Annotated in this window: 13 protein-coding genes and 2 pseudogenes; 4 read left to right on the top strand and 11 right to left on the bottom strand. The window is 38.4% G+C overall.

All coding sequences use genetic code 11. The features are described 5' to 3' along the window. Positions 1–60: 60 nt before the first annotated feature. Positions 61–330: a TrbM/KikA/MpfK family conjugal transfer protein gene (locus Xenpb_RS11870; RefSeq protein ID WP_187654593.1), complete on the bottom strand. Its 270-nt coding sequence runs from the start codon at positions 328–330 to the stop codon at positions 61–63. Between the two features lie 92 nt (positions 331–422). Between Xenpb_RS11870 and Xenpb_RS11865 the strand changes: the two are divergent. Next, positions 423–1,123: pseudogene (locus Xenpb_RS11865) on the top strand (ISAs1 family transposase); the annotation flags it as partial. Between the two features lie 379 nt (positions 1,124–1,502). Here Xenpb_RS11865 and Xenpb_RS11860 read toward each other — a convergent pair. The 3 genes from Xenpb_RS11860 to guaB all read right to left on the bottom strand — a co-directional run bounded on the left by Xenpb_RS11860 (position 1,503) and on the right by guaB (position 5,467). Continuing rightward, complete coding sequence (locus Xenpb_RS11860) at positions 1,503–2,015, bottom strand: hypothetical protein (RefSeq protein ID WP_187654516.1); 513 nt, start codon at positions 2,013–2,015, stop codon at positions 1,503–1,505. A 329-nt stretch (positions 2,016–2,344) separates the two neighbouring features. Continuing rightward, on the bottom strand, positions 2,345–3,922 hold the full coding sequence (gene guaA / locus Xenpb_RS11855) for a glutamine-hydrolyzing GMP synthase (protein ID WP_187654515.1): 1,578 nt from the start codon (positions 3,920–3,922) through the stop codon (positions 2,345–2,347). 78 nt (positions 3,923–4,000) lie between these two features. Then, positions 4,001–5,467: an IMP dehydrogenase gene (gene guaB / locus Xenpb_RS11850; protein WP_187654514.1), complete on the bottom strand. Its 1,467-nt coding sequence runs from the start codon at positions 5,465–5,467 to the stop codon at positions 4,001–4,003. 173 nt (positions 5,468–5,640) lie between these two features. On the opposite strand from guaB, the gene xseA reads away from it, so the two are divergent. After that, the gene (xseA, locus tag Xenpb_RS11845) at positions 5,641–7,080 is read left to right on the top strand and encodes an exodeoxyribonuclease VII large subunit (protein ID WP_187654513.1); all 1,440 of its coding nucleotides are present in this window, start codon (positions 5,641–5,643) and stop codon (positions 7,078–7,080) included. Between the two features lie 155 nt (positions 7,081–7,235). After that, positions 7,236–7,625: a nuclear transport factor 2 family protein gene (locus Xenpb_RS11840; RefSeq protein WP_187654512.1), complete on the top strand. Its 390-nt coding sequence runs from the start codon at positions 7,236–7,238 to the stop codon at positions 7,623–7,625. A gap of 251 nt (positions 7,626–7,876) precedes the next feature. Here the strand turns inward: Xenpb_RS11840 and Xenpb_RS11835 are convergent. Next, positions 7,877–8,563 (bottom strand): annotated as a pseudogene (locus tag Xenpb_RS11835) (IS30 family transposase); the annotation flags it as partial. Between the two features lie 44 nt (positions 8,564–8,607). Between Xenpb_RS11835 and Xenpb_RS11830 the strand changes: the two are divergent. Continuing rightward, positions 8,608–8,844 carry a topoisomerase DNA-binding C4 zinc finger domain-containing protein gene (locus Xenpb_RS11830; protein ID WP_255523125.1) on the top strand — a complete coding sequence of 79 codons (237 nt, stop codon included), beginning with the start codon at positions 8,608–8,610 and terminating at the stop codon, positions 8,842–8,844. A 258-nt stretch (positions 8,845–9,102) separates the two neighbouring features. Here the strand turns inward: Xenpb_RS11830 and Xenpb_RS11825 are convergent, their stop codons facing one another. The 6 genes from Xenpb_RS11825 to Xenpb_RS11800 all read right to left on the bottom strand — a co-directional run bounded on the left by Xenpb_RS11825 (position 9,103) and on the right by Xenpb_RS11800 (position 14,403). Beyond that, positions 9,103–10,707, bottom strand: coding sequence for an extracellular solute-binding protein (locus Xenpb_RS11825; protein ID WP_187654511.1), 1,605 nt, complete (start codon positions 10,705–10,707; stop codon positions 9,103–9,105). A 34-nt stretch (positions 10,708–10,741) separates the two neighbouring features. Further along, the gene (locus tag Xenpb_RS11820; RefSeq protein WP_187654510.1) at positions 10,742–11,629 is read right to left on the bottom strand and encodes an amino acid--tRNA ligase-related protein; all 888 of its coding nucleotides are present in this window, start codon (positions 11,627–11,629) and stop codon (positions 10,742–10,744) included. Between the two features lie 17 nt (positions 11,630–11,646). Then, positions 11,647–12,033: a GFA family protein gene (locus Xenpb_RS11815; RefSeq protein WP_187654509.1), complete on the bottom strand. Its 387-nt coding sequence runs from the start codon at positions 12,031–12,033 to the stop codon at positions 11,647–11,649. Positions 12,034–12,051: 18 nt separating this feature from the next. Further along, complete coding sequence (locus tag Xenpb_RS11810) at positions 12,052–12,903, bottom strand: DUF3865 domain-containing protein (protein WP_187654508.1); 852 nt, start codon at positions 12,901–12,903, stop codon at positions 12,052–12,054. Positions 12,904–12,926: 23 nt separating this feature from the next. Next, positions 12,927–14,180, bottom strand: coding sequence for a cupin domain-containing protein (locus Xenpb_RS11805; RefSeq protein ID WP_187654507.1), 1,254 nt, complete (start codon positions 14,178–14,180; stop codon positions 12,927–12,929). Positions 14,181–14,247: 67 nt separating this feature from the next. Further along, positions 14,248–14,403: a hypothetical protein gene (locus tag Xenpb_RS11800; protein ID WP_187654506.1), complete on the bottom strand. Its 156-nt coding sequence runs from the start codon at positions 14,401–14,403 to the stop codon at positions 14,248–14,250. Positions 14,404–15,785: the final 1,382 nt, after the last annotated feature.

The following is a 15,785-nucleotide window of genomic DNA, read 5'->3' as shown; positions in this document are numbered from 1 at the left end:
TAATATTAATTTTGTAATCAGCAGGTGCGGTGTGTTGCAGCACACTGCACCAACCAAACGCTAGTCAATCCACTTGCCGCCCTGATTGTTCCAACCAGAAACTGAATTTTTCTTGATCCATTCACTTGCACCCTGATAGTGCAAGGTGCTGTTTAAATCAGTCCATTCGTGGTTAATGTAGGAAACGCAATACTTTGGTAATACATTGTTAATACGGTAATATGTAACCCTGTTGCAATATTCTTCCTTGCCGCGGCTCTGGCACTCTAAGACTTCTTTAGTTTCATAAAACGTCTTATTCAGATAGTCTGCATCACAACGTCCTGCCAGGGCAAGATCACGAACGTTTTTAAATCAACTTAAAATTATTTGACCTGTAAATAACGTTATGATCTTATACTCCTTTTTCCGGGAGTGCCCTCATGAGTGTCGAGGCTTTTTCTCAATATTTTGGTGAGTTAACCGACCCACGGCAGTCTGCAAAAATCAGTTATCCCTTATTTGACGTTCTTTTCCTGACGATGTGTGCCATCCTTGCGGGCGCTGAAGGATGGGAAGATATCGAAGACTTTGGCGAAACACATCTGGATTGGCTTCAACAAAAGGCGTTGTTTCTTACCGGGCTGCCCGTTCATGATACCATTGCCCGTATTGTATCCCGCCTTGACCCATTCCAATTCCAACACTGTTTTATTCGTTGGATACAAGCTGTCAGTAAACGTACTTGGCGGGGGAGATCATTGCGATTGATAGAAAACGGTTGCGGGGCTCTTATGACCGAAAGGATCGACAGTCAGCCATTCATATGGTGAGTGCATTTGCCACCCAAAATGGCGTCGTTATGGGGCAATTAAAAACAGATAAAAAGTCCAATGAAATAAAGGCCATTCCCAAACTCATTGCGCTGCTGGATATCAAAGGTTGTCTCGTGACCATTGATGCAATGGGCTGTCAGACTAAAATTGCTGAGTGTATTGTCAAACAAGGCGGGGACTATCTTCTGGCGGTCAAAGGAAACCAGGCGGCGTTACACCGGGCAGTGAAAAATGCCTTATCAGAAAAGGTCTCTGCGGCCAGTCAAAGCAAAAATATTAAAATAGAACAAGGACATGGTCGGATAGAAATCGCCAAATGGAGATAGGCTGCTGTTTAGTCATAATTAATTCCTTTTTGCAACGCAATATTGCACTACCTATTTTATCAATTTAATGAAAAAGGCCACATCAATATAATTAACTTCACTTTCCTACTTCTCATAACCCTCTCTTAGACATAAACATAATTTTCTGACTCTTTTCTACACGTTGTTCTTTATTGTTAAAATGCAGCAAAAAAAATCACATACCAATATAATGCGAAGACACATTGTATTTTTTATTATAGAACCACTATCAGATAAAAATTCCATCATATTCTAAGAGTTAGTGATGAATGCCAAAATAATTAATTTATAGAAAAGGTTGTGAGGGTTTAAGCCGGGAGTTCCGGCTTATCAACGAGAATCAAAAAGTTCTTTTTACTATCTTTGGATTTACTATCTTTGAAAGCACAGCAACAGCCAGATCAGTATGAGTAAATAAGGTCTCTACGCACTTACCAACCACAAATTCTGCACCTTTCTCTTTCACTAACTGTAAAAGGATTTTCTTTTCAGTATCAGACAAGTTCGCAGCATTAATTATTGTTTCAATCTGTTCCAGTGTATTTTTATGGATATTGATGATAACCGTATTAATTTCATTACCTATTATGTCCGTATTAACGTAATCAACACCAGCAGAGGTAAGCGTCATTGCTTCTGGATTAAAATCATAACCACCATCAATATCAAAAAGGATTGCATCATGATTAACCAGCCCAATTTTTATTAAATAGTTTATGTCGTCAGCTAATTGATCCCATCCAAGCGTCTCTCCGAGGAACTGTAATTTCTCTTCACTAATAGGTTGCATTAAGCGATTTTGATCATTCATAGCTCGAATAATCATAAGCTGTCTCTCTTTCAGCATAGCCATGAAAGCTTCCTTATTTAGCATTGGTGGAGATTAAATTATAGATGACTTACTTACGTTAGCGAATGTAGGGAAATTGAGAAATACAGCAAAACTATTACGCCACTTCACCGTAATACCACCGCTCGCCAACGAATAGATCATCAGGATCTTCTGGCCATTTCGAATCATGGAACATACCAACTTCTTAGACACTATTTGACAGTATCAACATAAACACAAATGTACACGAATGCGGGAATTTGGTGAAACACAGAGACAAAAAAGCCCTGAAATCAGGGCATTAATTAGAACATCATGATAATTTGGTGAGGCTCGGGGGAGACGTTAAATCATTCCCATTCAATCGTCGCTGGTGGCTTACCGCTAATATCATAGACCACCCGCGAAATACCAGCGACTTCATTAATGATCCTGTTTGATACACGACCCAAGAAATCATATGGCAAATGTGCCCAATGGGCAGTCATAAAGTCAATGGTTTCTACCGCACGCAGGGAAACAACCCAATCGTATTTACGGCCATCACCCATAACGCCTACAGAACGGACTGGCAGGAATACGGTAAATGCCTGACTCACTTTATGGTACAGATCAGCTTTATGCAGTTCTTCAATAAAAATAGCATCAGCACGGCGCAGTAAGTCACAGTACTCTTTCTTCACTTCGCCTAATACGCGAACACCAAGGCCCGGGCCCGGGAATGGATGACGATATAACATCTCATATGGCAGTCCCAATTCCAGACCGATACGACGAACTTCGTCTTTGAACAGCTCTTTTAATGGTTCAACCAGACCCAGTTTCATATCTTCTGGCAAGCCACCCACGTTGTGGTGAGACTTAATCACATGGGCATTGCCCGTTGCTGATGCCGCAGATTCGATAACGTCCGGGTAAATCGTGCCCTGTGCCAGCCACTTAACTTGAGTTTGTTTCGAAGCTTCTTCATCAAACACATCAATAAAGACGTGACCAATGGTTTTACGTTTGGCTTCCGGATCATTAATTCCCGCCAACGCAGACAAGAAGCGATCTTCTGCTTTAACATGAACGATGTTCAGGTCAAATTTACCGGCGAACATATCCATCACTTGATCTGCTTCGTTCAAGCGCAGCAAGCCGTTGTCTACAAAAACACAAGTCAGGCGCTTACCAATTGCACGGTTCAGTAACAGTGCTGTGACAGAAGAATCCACACCGCCAGACAAGGCCAGAATAACCTGATCATCACCAATCTGCGCACGCAGACGCTCTACGATATCGTCAATAATGGAAGCCGGTGTCCACAGCGCTTCACATTGACAGATATCCAGAACGAAGCGTTTCAGGATATTCAAACCCTGATGAGTGTGAGTTACTTCTGGGTGGAATTGCACACCATAAAAACGTTTTTCATCATTAGCCATGATAGCAAACGGGCAAGTATCTGTGCTGGCAATGGTCGTGAAGTCAGCCGGAATAGCAGTCACTTTGTCGCCATGGCTCATCCATACATCCAGCAGAGGTTTACCGGCTTCACTCAGTGCATCTTGAATATCGCGGAATAGTTCACAATCCTGCTTAATTTCAACCTGAGCATAACCAAATTCACGCTCATCAGAGTTGGAAACCTGACCACCCAACTGCATGGACATCGTTTGCATGCCATAACAGATACCCAATACGGGTACACCTGCATTGAAAACATATTCCGGGGCACGTGGGCTATCGTGCTCAGTTGTACTCTCCGGTCCACCAGAAAGGATAATACCATTCGGGTTAAATTCGCGGATTTGCTCTTCAGTGACATTCCATGTCCAAAGTTCACAATAAACACCAATTTCACGAATGCGGCGTGCAATAAGCTGAGTGTATTGCGAGCCAAAATCAAGGATCAGAATACGATGCTGATGGATATTAGTTGTCATTTGAGGTGAATTCCAAAAACAAGTGGCAATTAAAAGTTTAAAAAGTCAGTGGCCCGATTACGGGCCACCCTAAATAGATTACAGACCTAAACGATAGTTTGGTGATTCTTTGGTAATCGTCACGTCATGAACATGGCTTTCCTGGATACCTGCACCACTGATACGAACAAATTCTGCTTTAGTTCTCAGTTCATTAATGGTTGCACAACCAGTCAGGCCCATACAGGAACGCAGGCCACCCATTTGTTGGTGCACGATACTTTTCAGCAGACCTTTATAAGCCACGCGGCCTTCGATACCTTCCGGCACAAGTTTGTCTGCTGCGTTATCAGTCTGGAAGTAACGGTCAGAAGAACCTTTGGACATCGCGCCCAAAGAACCCATACCACGGTAGGATTTGAATGAACGGCCTTGATAAAGTTCGATTTCACCCGGAGATTCTTCTGTACCAGCCAGCATTGAACCTACCATCACACACGATGCACCTGCCGCGATTGCTTTAGCGATGTCACCAGAGAAGCGGATACCACCGTCTGCAATAACAGGAATACCAGTACCTTCCAATGCTTCCACTGCATCTGCAATTGCAGTGATTTGAGGAACACCCACACCCGTTACGATACGGGTCGTACAAATAGAGCCAGGACCGATACCTACCTTAACCGCATTCACACCAGCTTCCACCAGCGCCTTAGCACCTTCTCCGGTTGCTACGTTACCGCCGATAATTTGTAGATCAGGGTATTTAGCGCGGGTTTCACGAATACGTTGTAAAACACCTTCCGAATGACCGTGAGAAGAGTCGATAAGCAGCACATCTACACCCGCCGCGACCAGCGCATCAACACGTTCTTCATTGCCGGCACCTGCGCCAACCGCAGCGCCAACACGCAAACGACCTTGTTCATCTTTACATGCGTTTGGCTTACGCTCTGCTTTCTGGAAATCTTTCACCGTAATCATGCCGAGCAGGTGGAAGTTATCATCAACAACCAACGCTTTCTCAACACGTTGCTCGTGCATTTTCTGCAAAACAACTTCACGGGCTTCGCCTTCTTTTACTGTCACCAGACGCGCTTTCGGCGTCATCACCGCAGTCACCGGCTGATCCAAATCGGTAACAAAACGGACATCACGACCAGTAATGATACCCACCAATTCATTCTCTTCGGTGACCACCGGATAACCGGCGAAACCATTACGCTCAGTCAATTCATGGACTTCACGCAGAGTCGTTTGTGGCGTTACAGTAACAGGATCGGTAACAACACCGCTTTCGTGTTTCTTCACGCGGCTGACTTCTTCAGCCTGACGCTCGATTGACATATTTTTATGAATGAAGCCAATGCCCCCTTCCTGTGCCAGTGCAATTGCCAGTGAAGATTCCGTCACGGTATCCATAGCAGCGGAAAGCATAGGAACGTTCAGGCGAATGGTAGAAGTTAATTGAGTGGACAGATCTGCTGTGTTTGGCAGGACTGTAGAATGGGCAGGAACCAACAAAACATCGTCAAAAGTTAATGCTTCTTTTTTAATTCGTAACATGGGCAATATCTCACCAGGCTATGGAGCAATAAGAGGGATAAAATATTGCCGCGGCATTATACAGGCCGAAATCGGTTGCCTCCAGCATTTTTTGAAAAAAATTCTTGATTAGTCAGGTAAGGAGATTAATATCACTTAATTAAGTCCTTGTTTTAAAATTTGATCTAGCTCACATGTCACTACCAACCAATACCGGAATTTTTTCTGTTAGCCGTCTGAATCAGACAGTTCGTCAGCTATTGGAGCTGGAAATGGGCAGAATTTGGCTAACTGCCGAAATATCCAATTTTTCTCAGCCATCGTCAGGACATTGGTATTTCACATTAAAAGATGAACGAGCACAAATCCGTGCCGCTATGTTTCGAAGCAGCAATCTAAGGGCAACATTTCGTCCACAAAATGGTCAGCAAGTGTTGGTACGGGCACAAATCACACTATACGAACCCCGGGGCGACTATCAACTGATTGTCGAGAGTATTCAGCCTGCCGGAGATGGGTTGCTACAACAACAGTTTGAAATGTTGAAGCAAAAGCTCACCGCAGAAGGCCTATTTGATCAAACCCATAAAAAAAACCTGCCCTCACCAGCAAAGCGACTCGGTGTCATCACCTCGGCAAGTGGCGCTGCATTGCACGATATTCTGAATATACTGAAACGGCGTGATCCTTCCTTGCCCATTGTTATTTATCCCACCGCAGTTCAGGGAGCCGAAGCGCCATTACAGATTATTCGCGCAATCGAACTGGCAAATGCGCGACAAGAATGTGATGTTCTGATTGTCGGACGGGGCGGAGGGTCACTGGAAGATTTATGGTGCTTCAATGATGAGCAAGTTGCACGTGCGATATTCCAAAGTCGTATTCCGATTGTTAGCGCTGTCGGGCACGAAACGGATGTGACAATTGCAGATTTTGTTGCTGATTTACGCGCCCCTACACCTTCTGCGGCAGCAGAACTGGTTAGCCGCAATCAGATAGAGTTACTGAGGCAGGTTCAATCCTTACAACAACGCCTTGAAATGGCGATGGATTATTTCTTTGCCCAAAAACAACGCGTGTTTAATATATTGTCCCATCGGCTTCAACAACAGCGCCCTGATTTGCGCCTGGCGCGGCAACAAAATCATTTGGCTGAATTGCGCCAAAAGCTGATTGATAGTTTATTACGTTGCCTGAAGCAAAATTCAATTTCATATGAGAAGTTGAACCAGAGACTGTTACAAACCAATCCCGAACGGAAAATCCGCCATTATAATCAATCGATCCAGCAACTTGATTTTCGTTTGCAACAGGCCATTGAGCGGCAGTTAGGACGTTGTCGGGAAAAGTTTGCCATTTCCTGTTCACGGATGGAAGCCGTAAGCCCATTGGCAACATTAAGCCGTGGTTACAGCATTAGTGAAACACCTGATGGAAAGTTGCTGAAACAGGTTAAGCAGGTAAAAACTGGTGATATGGTAAAAACACGATTGCAGGATGGTTGGGTTGAGAGTCAGGTGACGCAGGTTACAAAAGTAACTAAAACGCCTGATGTAGAACCTTTGAAACACGGATATTACGATCTAGGCGGTTATCATTACCCAGATGGAAATATTGATGAAAATGATCGGTAGTAACTACTTAGCAATTGGTGAAATTCCGCTTCCTCACTTTGGCTGTTCGTTCCTCGCTCCGCTGCGGTACCTCAGCCAAAGCCTGCGGCGAGCATTTTAGATTTGAGCTACTATAATCTATAACATCGTATGCTGTTTTTTCATGGGGGTATACAGTGTCCTGTTCTAATATTGTAGTAAATGCTTTGAAATATATACTTGAAAATGATGATTTGGAAATCTCAAGTATTGGCGTTTTTTTCTCAAAGGATTATTTTCAAGTAGTAAACGGTAAAAAAATATCCTTTAATGATTTCATTTCTCATATAAAGCTATTAAGAAAGTCTTTAACTGACTTAAACGTAACTATTTTATCTATTGCTGAACATGGTGAAAATGTTCATACACATCATATGATTAAGGCGAATAAAATGGATGGTTCCATTATTGAGTTCGAGGTTTTTTCCCGATTTTCAGTGAGCGAAAAAAAGATAAGGTGTTGTTATGAGCTAACAAGAAAAATTATGGGAAATGAAGATGATGATGACCTTGGATTTAGGAGTTAAAGATAACTATATTTTCTAATAGATAATATAGTGATAATATATGATGATAAACTCCAATAATAACATACTGACGTAATTATATGCCAGATTATTGTTTTTTTCATATAAAGATAAATTCTGAGAGGAAGTTATCTTTTAATAATAGTAACACCTATAAATTTTTATCTTAAAATCACCCCCTCTTCTTAATAAATTTAATTAGAAACAGTTCATTCAATAAAACTTGCATTCACATAATAAGCGCAACACCGTTATGAACGAAGTAAACGAGTGGATATTCCTTTAAATAACTCATTCGGTGTTTTGTAACCTCGTGTCTTCCTAGGACGTTTATTTAATCGATTGGCGACGAGATTTATCTCTCGCTCTGATACCTGATTAAAATCGGTCCCTTTTGGGAAGTAATCTCTGATTAATCCATTGGTGTTCTCATTTATTCCTCTTTCCCAAGGTGAATAAGGGTGGGCAAAATAAATCTTTGTCTCTAAATTTTTACTGATAAGTTCGTGTTCGGCAAATTCCAATCCGTTACCAACAGTGATAGTTTTAATCTTTTGTTTTATATGTGCTAAATTCCTTGTCGCCGCTTTTGCAACACCTTCCGCTGTTTTATCTTCAAGTTTAATAATGAGAATAAATAGCGATTTTCGTTCAACTAATGTTAATAATGCACTTTTATGATCTTTTCCAACGATAGTATCACCTTCCCAATCACCAATACGCTGTTTTTTATCAACAATTTTGGGACGATTATCAATACTGATTCTATTTTTTATTTTTCCTCTGCGCTCATCACTTCCATAGCGTTTTCGATACGGTTTTTTAGCCATCCTGAGATGCTGCCATAAATCACCACCATTAACTTTATCCTTATAAATCAATCTATAAACCGTTTCATGGTGTAAAGATATTATCTTTTCCCTAATGCCCTTGGCTACATTTATGCCAAAATAGGAAGCTTGGATTCTCCATTTGTTAGAGAATGGCACAAAATATAACACTGAAACTGGGTTTACCTACAATGCCTTTTTGCCCGAAATGTCAGGGTAAAATGGTATTGCGAGAGAGCAAGAAAGAGCGTTTTTGGAGCTGTCAGCGTTACCCTGAGTGTGAGTGTATTGGTATCGTTGCTTTGGATACGCCAAGTAAGGCGAAAGGTTATAAATTGCAATCAGATAGGGAGAAAAAAAGAAATGCATTTAAAGCTCTTTTTTCGTAACGTATATGTACAGTAACTGCACTAAAAAGCGCTCTGACCCCGATAGTTCAGAAAATTACTGCTTCGACACAGTAGATTTTCAAGGCATATCCAACTCCGTGAAAAACATGCCGGATTTGTTGAATGGCCTCGGAGTTTCATTCTAACCTCGCAGAATTGGCACAATTGCTCGAGGCGTTACCTTCGGTAACGCCTTTAATTTTATTATTTGTTTGGAGGTAAATTTTTTATTTTAGAAAAAATTATCATGAGAAATCATTATCTTTCTAAGAGTTGTTGCCAAATATCAATATATTTTTCACGGGCAAAAAAAGGACAATCAATTGAATAATCTGAATTTCTTAAGACTTGCTCAGGAATGTTAAGCTCAGGCGCATTTTGCATCCATGAAGGTAAATAAGTATTAGCTCCTTCTATTGCACTATCATATCCATGAAAAGCAGAATTTAGGGCTGCATTTTCAGGTTGCATAATGAAATTCAAAAATAATTTGGCGCTTTCATAGTTTTTTGATTTTTTGAGGATGACTAGATTATCACGAAAGATCAATGTTCCCTCACGAGGGAAACTAAACTGAATATGAGGGTTAATTTTACGTTGGCGCATTGCTGCACCATTCCAGTCTATACTCGCTTTAAACTTCCCTGAAGCCATCATATACACACTACCATAATCCATTGCTGCCCAATGTTTTTTTGCTTCAAGTAAAGTATTTCTAACTTTTTCTAATAATTCAGGGTGTGAATCACATATTTTCCCACCATGATAACGAATAGCTGCATAAATTAGTTCATTCATATCTGAACCTACATTAATAGTTCCAGATAGTTCTTTTGGAGGCTCTAATATAATTTTCCATGTATTGGCATCACCATTAAAAGTATCAGTATGTACGGCAATACCAACAATACCCCAAGACCAAGGAATACCATAGTTTCTCTTAATATCAGAAGAAGATCTTTGCCAAGAATGGGCGATATTTTTGAAATTACTCAATGAATTAACATTAATAGGTTTTAATAGACCCGCTGTTATCCAATGAGGTAAAAAATTATCAGAAACAACAACAATGTCTGCATCAAGTTTCCCATTTTGAATACCATCCAACGCTTCCTCATTTGATTTGTACTCCAGTAATAAAATATCTATATTATATTCTTTTTTAAACTTTTTAAGTAACTCTGGGCTAGTATAACTCTGCCAATTGTATAACGTTAATGAGTTTTCGGCTTTTGCTATACCTGAATAAACCAGCAAAAAGGAAAATAAAATGAGTATAGTAGATGCCATTCGCAGAAAAACTCCAATATACTTACGCAAGTATTTATTAGAATTAATTATATTTCCTAAAAATATCCATAATGATCCTATCGGTATTAAAATCATCAAAAAAATAATAATTGAAGATAAAAATACATTTACAGAGTTAAATGCGCTTATCGGAATAATGGTACTTACGAATAATATCGACTTAGGATTCAATAGCGTTGCTATTGTTATATCAACGAAGTTTGTGTTTTTTCCTGAAAGGGGCTTTACTAAGCTAGAGTCATGTGATGTTAAGTAATCCATTTTTAAACTTAGCATCCATAACTTAAAAGCTAACCACAATACATAAATAGAAGATAATAACTTAGCAATCTGATATATAGAAGGGAATATTTTTGCTAGAGATAACAAAAAAAAACCCCATATTGAAATAGCTAGTATATACCCTATTGCTTCTGCAAAAACAAAATGGAATGATTTATTTAATCCTCTCTGTAATCCGGCTGATAGTAACAATGTATTTGTTGGGCCTGGAGTAATTAAAATTAAAGCTATATAAAAGGCCATAATTAACCATTCATTGAGTGTTACCATAATTTTATCCGATAAGCATTTCGTTAACTATAAATTAAAAAGGAGAAAACGGGCGTGAAGGTGAATATATGGATATTTGTTTTTCTCCTTGAGCTACTTGACATAATCTTTCTATGCCAATTGCAAACCCAGAACTAGACGAAGATAATTTATTATCTTTTATCATTGAGCATATTACTGAATCTTCATCTCCAAACATATTAAGCTCTCTAGCCTGACTTTCAAAAAGCTCTACATTATCTTCGTCGGTATAACCATGAACAATCTCTATTCCATCTATCAAAATTTCAAAACGTTCCACAACTCCTGTTGTTTCTGTTCTTTTTTTTGCACGTATTTCAGTAAGTAAAGGGAAATCTGTTACTATCATGCAACATCGTTGAGATAATGGTTCAATATTTTCAACAATATAACGATCAACTAAAGTTAAAGGTGGGCTGACTGTATCACAGTATATTTTTCTTAAACAATTAATGAGTTTTGAGGAAGCTTTAGGGTCTTTATAAAAATCAATAGAAAATTGTTGATTAAGATGCTCTGCAAATGAAAATACACTAATCGTCCCTTTATAAAACATTTCTATTATTAATTTGGCAAGCTGAAGCATTTCATCAAGAGTGGAGTCTTTTTTATATAAATCAAGCATTATAAATTCTGGCAAATGTGTATTATCTACTACGTCGGGTCTAAAGCTAGGACCTATCTCGTAGATACTGTCATGGAATTGAATATTAAAACGAAGAGCAAACGCAGAAGATTCTCTTAACCAGCTTCCATTGTGAAGAGAGAGTCGTGGGCGGGAATCATCACCAGCGTAACGACGCATGACCGGCGTCATAATTTCAATAAAGTTTTTGGAATCAAGGAACGTACGTATGCGGCGAATTAACGCCGCTTTATACAAGATGGGTGAATTCAACATTTGATTGATTCTCTCTATTAAGGTTCGATGATTATCGACCACCAACGTGGACGGGATGATTTAAATGAATGAGCAGTAGGACGAAGATTTTTCTTGCTTTTGCTATCAAAATTACCAAGCAATAAGCCTATAGTAGGGCCATCGTCTATGGCCCCCAGAGAACTTCCACATTGTGAACAAAATGCGCGGCTAGAATAGTTAGAAGAGCGAAATAATGAGGGTACTCCTCCAGGTCCACTCCACTGCACTGAATCTTTAGGAAATTCAACCCAGCATAGGGTCAGCGAACCTGAATGTTGTTGGCACATGGTACAGGAACATGTGTGCGGATTACCAGCCTGACCTGTAGCTACAAATCGAATATGTCCGCAGAGACAACCACCAGAGTATTCATTTTTTTTCATTTCATTCACCTAGGAAAGTTACTGATTATTGAAGCGATTTGTTAAAATTAAATGATGAATTTCAACCCATTGATCAACGAAAGGAGTGAGCATCTGAAGAAAGCCATCCACAATTTGAGGTTGCTGAAAGTGGAATAAATTCGCATTCCTAATAAAGTTGGCAATCCCATCTTGGTGCCCACGTTCTACAGCAACATTGTTAGTTGCTGCACTATGTGTTTCATCCAAGTGCATCCGATAATAAAAGTCAAGTTTTGGTAACGAATTTCCTGTTCCTCGCCCCGTAATTTGTCCTAAGCGATTGGTGATATCTTGCAAAAGTAAAGTTTCTGAAATTGCAACAGCTTCAGTCGCATAATACATTCCTAGCAATGTTGAAGGGCAATGGGACCAAGTAAGTATGTCGATTAAAGAAATAAGAGTGCGTGTTGAAGGAACCCGTGGCATCCAACCATTAATTCGAAAATCTAAATCTGCCAGTAATGCTCCACTAAAAACAACGTAGTGTGCTGGCAGTTTTCCTCGTTCACCACCTTCCTCTAAAAAGTTACGTGTTAATTCTTGTGCTAGTTCGGGACAAAAACCGCGAACATTATCAGCTGCTCTTAAAAGCATTGTAGAATTGTAGCGAGCAAAAATAGAAAGCTCGCCTATATATAATTTTGCTTCATACTCATCAAGATTTAAAGGGTTTACTAGCTCCTTAATTTGATTGTAAAGAGTTAAAATCATAGGATCAAAGTGTTTATCGATGAGTTCACTTCCATCAATTTTTTCTTTTCCTTCACTAATAATGCAATTAAGTAACTTTCCAGTAGAAGTATTTTTTGTTAGGTAATCATCTACCAATGCAGGAAAATTTCTATACATATTTATTGATCCTCACAGTTAATTTAAGCTAGTCCACCAGTACAAGATAATTTTTCTAATATATTATGAGTTAATCCTGAGAGTACTGTAACCGTATGATAATTATTAAGGCTTGATAAAATATCTAAAACTTCTTTACTTGCAGGTAATATTACGCTTCTTGTTGCAATAAATACGCGAATTTCATTATTTTCACAATCTAATCCATGTTCATAACTAATAATAAATGGTGACTGTAGTGATATTTTAGAGTTAATTGGAATAGTTAATTTGTTTTTTTGGTCAGGTTCCTTTAATGGATTTTCGTTTATGCTAGAAGGTAATTCCCAGCCACCATTACTACGCAATCTGTGCCAATAATATTTCATATAGTGAGGTAAATCTTGCTGAGTCCATTTACTCATTGTTTCTGTTAAAAGGTTAGCAAGTGATTTGGTTATAAATTGATTATTATCGAATGGGGTTAATTCTGACATTCCTTCTTGATCAAACGATAATGATTGCTCGCTAAGAGTTGGAAGAATCTTTATAGCCATAAAGCGAGATAATGGATAAGTATAGAATGGCAACGCAATAGATACAGAATATTCATCTTGACGACCAACATGATAGACAGATGCTGGCAGATAAAGAACATCTCCTGGTTCAAGGACATAAAGAGTACCTTTCTCCATTAATTTATCATAAATTTCTGATTCGGAGAATGTTGGTTCACGTGAATTTGCTATTTCTAAATATAACTCTCTTGACCAACAGTAAAAGTATTTAATCCCTGGACCTAAATGGCACAAAAAGGCATGTTCAAAACCTTCATGTATTCCAAAGGCTGTCCCTGAATAATTACCACAAAATGCTGCTTGTTCAATTCCTCCAATAGGAAAACCTTTATATGCAAAGAAAGATTGCGCAAATAATCCGAAATCAGCAGCTAATTTTGAATTGGATTGTTCAAGGTTATTAATAACTAAGCTGAAACGTTCTTTCCCTGTTAAACGTTGCATAAAGTTTACAACTGTTTCATTGGGTAATATTGCTTCAGAAAATAATTGTTCTACAAGGTCATCACGACGTTTTTCACCATCATAAATACGTAAGCGACAATCAGTTTTTTGTAAATTTGATTTTATACGCAAATTATAAAATGCTTGTTGAACAGTTTCATGATTAGAAAATCCTTCATTCAAAGGTAATATTGATTTAAAGAGAAAAGGAGATTTCCCATAATTTGTTTTTTCTTCAAATCCTTTCCAAATTTTTTCGTGAAAATTAATTTTCATTGTTTTACCTTTAAAATTAAAATTTGAGAATAAGCCAGCATAATTGCTGGCTTACACTACTACTATTTTAAATATTTGAATCAGGGCGAACACCAGATTTCATTGCATCGGGGCGAACACCAGATTTCATTGCATCGGGACGAACACCAGATTTCATTGCATCGGGACGAACACCAGATTTCATTGCATCGGGACGAACACCAGATTTGATATAATTACTCATATAATCTCCAATATATCTATATTATTTTAAATAAGTATTGTCTATTCAGCGATAACATGTTCGCGAAAACTTTTTTACATATTCATTGAAAATAAGTCAAATTATCAACATATATATTCCAACCTGAAAATTACACATAAAGGAATAAATGCGTATGTAATTACTTTAAATTAATTTGATGACTTTTTTTTAACATATTGAAAAATATCAATAAGTGATTCTTTTTTGATCGAATTTTATCTGGGAAAACTTTTTATAAAGGAAAAATTTTTTTTGTTGATAAAAATTATCATACACCACAACTTAAGCAGTTAATGTGTATTTTTTTTATGAAATTTTTTTCATACTCAGATATTGATTTATATAAAATATATTAGATCAAATTTAAGATTAGTGATCTTATTTTATTTTCTTCTTTATTAGTTAAATGTTCTTTATTTTATCTGGATTAAATTATCTAATTATGAAAATTTCAAGATGTAGCACAAAGCCCAACGGTAAGGCTAGGGATTTTCAATTGCATAAATAATTTATGATTGTGAGGGAATATGAAAACCAGGTTGACGTTATTGTTAATTGGTTTAAGTATAAGAAAGATTTTATGTTGCACTATAACTTACCAATGCTTCAGCAGTCTGAAATAATCGCTTTCGGGTGACTATATTATCTGCCACACCTGAAAAGGCAGACAGTAAATACTCTGGGTAAATCCATTTACTCTTTGAAAATGGGGATCGCTAAGGCGATTAAGGAACTCTTCACATATTATATCGCGATATCAGGTCAGCCTGATGGCTGGCTTCCTAATGGGAAACAATTATCCCATTGGGATAATGTTTCTCATTTTTTACCTTATTTTCTAGGAGAAACATCACCCATATTTATCAAGCGCTAAAAAACTTCCATTCGCTCACAGCGAAGGAACATGTTTGGTCATTAGTGACCCGTAATTGCCACATTTGCTATGAACTATAACGCAGTTTTATTTAATACACACCTTTATACTGGGTATTACAAGCCAATTTAACTGCCTATAATACCTGCTTATAACTCTATAAAAGTTTGGAATCAAGATGGTAATTATGGAAAATTTCTCATAGATGTCGATGATAAAAAAATCGGATATTTCTGTTTGAACTTTATTTATTTTTAATAAGTTAATAAGATAAATTATCTGCATTACTGTTATAATCAATAACCCGATAACCCGATTTTCCACCTGTTCTTATGAAATAGAAGATAACACTTTCTGAGCCTGAACGAATTACATTGCAACAACTGGCCTTGAATCACCCACACCGGGACGTCCGTACGCGAGGAACGGGTTTGCTCATGCTTGCCAGAGGCGTCAAGCCGTCCCAGATCACCGCTGAGATAGGATG

It is taken from the genome of Xenorhabdus sp. PB62.4 (genome assembly GCF_014467285.1).
Classification (GTDB): Bacteria; Pseudomonadota; Gammaproteobacteria; order Enterobacterales; family Enterobacteriaceae; genus Xenorhabdus.
The sequence above is the reverse complement of the archived record's forward strand: the minus strand, read 5'-3'. Positions and strand labels throughout refer to the sequence as shown.

Coding starts and splice junctions, on each gene's coding strand:
- Xenpb_RS11860 (WP_187654516.1), bottom strand. CDS start 2,015: ATGGCTATGCTGAAAGAGAGACAGCTTATGATTATTCGAGCTATGAAT.
- guaA (WP_187654515.1), bottom strand. CDS start 3,922: ATGACAACTAATATCCATCAGCATCGTATTCTGATCCTTGATTTTGGC.
- guaB (WP_187654514.1), bottom strand. CDS start 5,467: ATGTTACGAATTAAAAAAGAAGCATTAACTTTTGACGATGTTTTGTTG.
- xseA (WP_187654513.1), top strand. CDS start 5,641: ATGTCACTACCAACCAATACCGGAATTTTTTCTGTTAGCCGTCTGAAT.
- Xenpb_RS11830 (WP_255523125.1), top strand. CDS start 8,608: ATGGCACAAAATATAACACTGAAACTGGGTTTACCTACAATGCCTTTT.
- Xenpb_RS11825 (WP_187654511.1), bottom strand. CDS start 10,707: ATGGTAACACTCAATGAATGGTTAATTATGGCCTTTTATATAGCTTTA.
- Xenpb_RS11820 (WP_187654510.1), bottom strand. CDS start 11,629: ATGTTGAATTCACCCATCTTGTATAAAGCGGCGTTAATTCGCCGCATA.
- Xenpb_RS11815 (WP_187654509.1), bottom strand. CDS start 12,033: ATGAAAAAAAATGAATACTCTGGTGGTTGTCTCTGCGGACATATTCGA.
- Xenpb_RS11810 (WP_187654508.1), bottom strand. CDS start 12,903: ATGTATAGAAATTTTCCTGCATTGGTAGATGATTACCTAACAAAAAAT.
- Xenpb_RS11805 (WP_187654507.1), bottom strand. CDS start 14,180: ATGAAAATTAATTTTCACGAAAAAATTTGGAAAGGATTTGAAGAAAAA.
- Xenpb_RS11800 (WP_187654506.1), bottom strand. CDS start 14,403: ATGAGTAATTATATCAAATCTGGTGTTCGTCCCGATGCAATGAAATCT.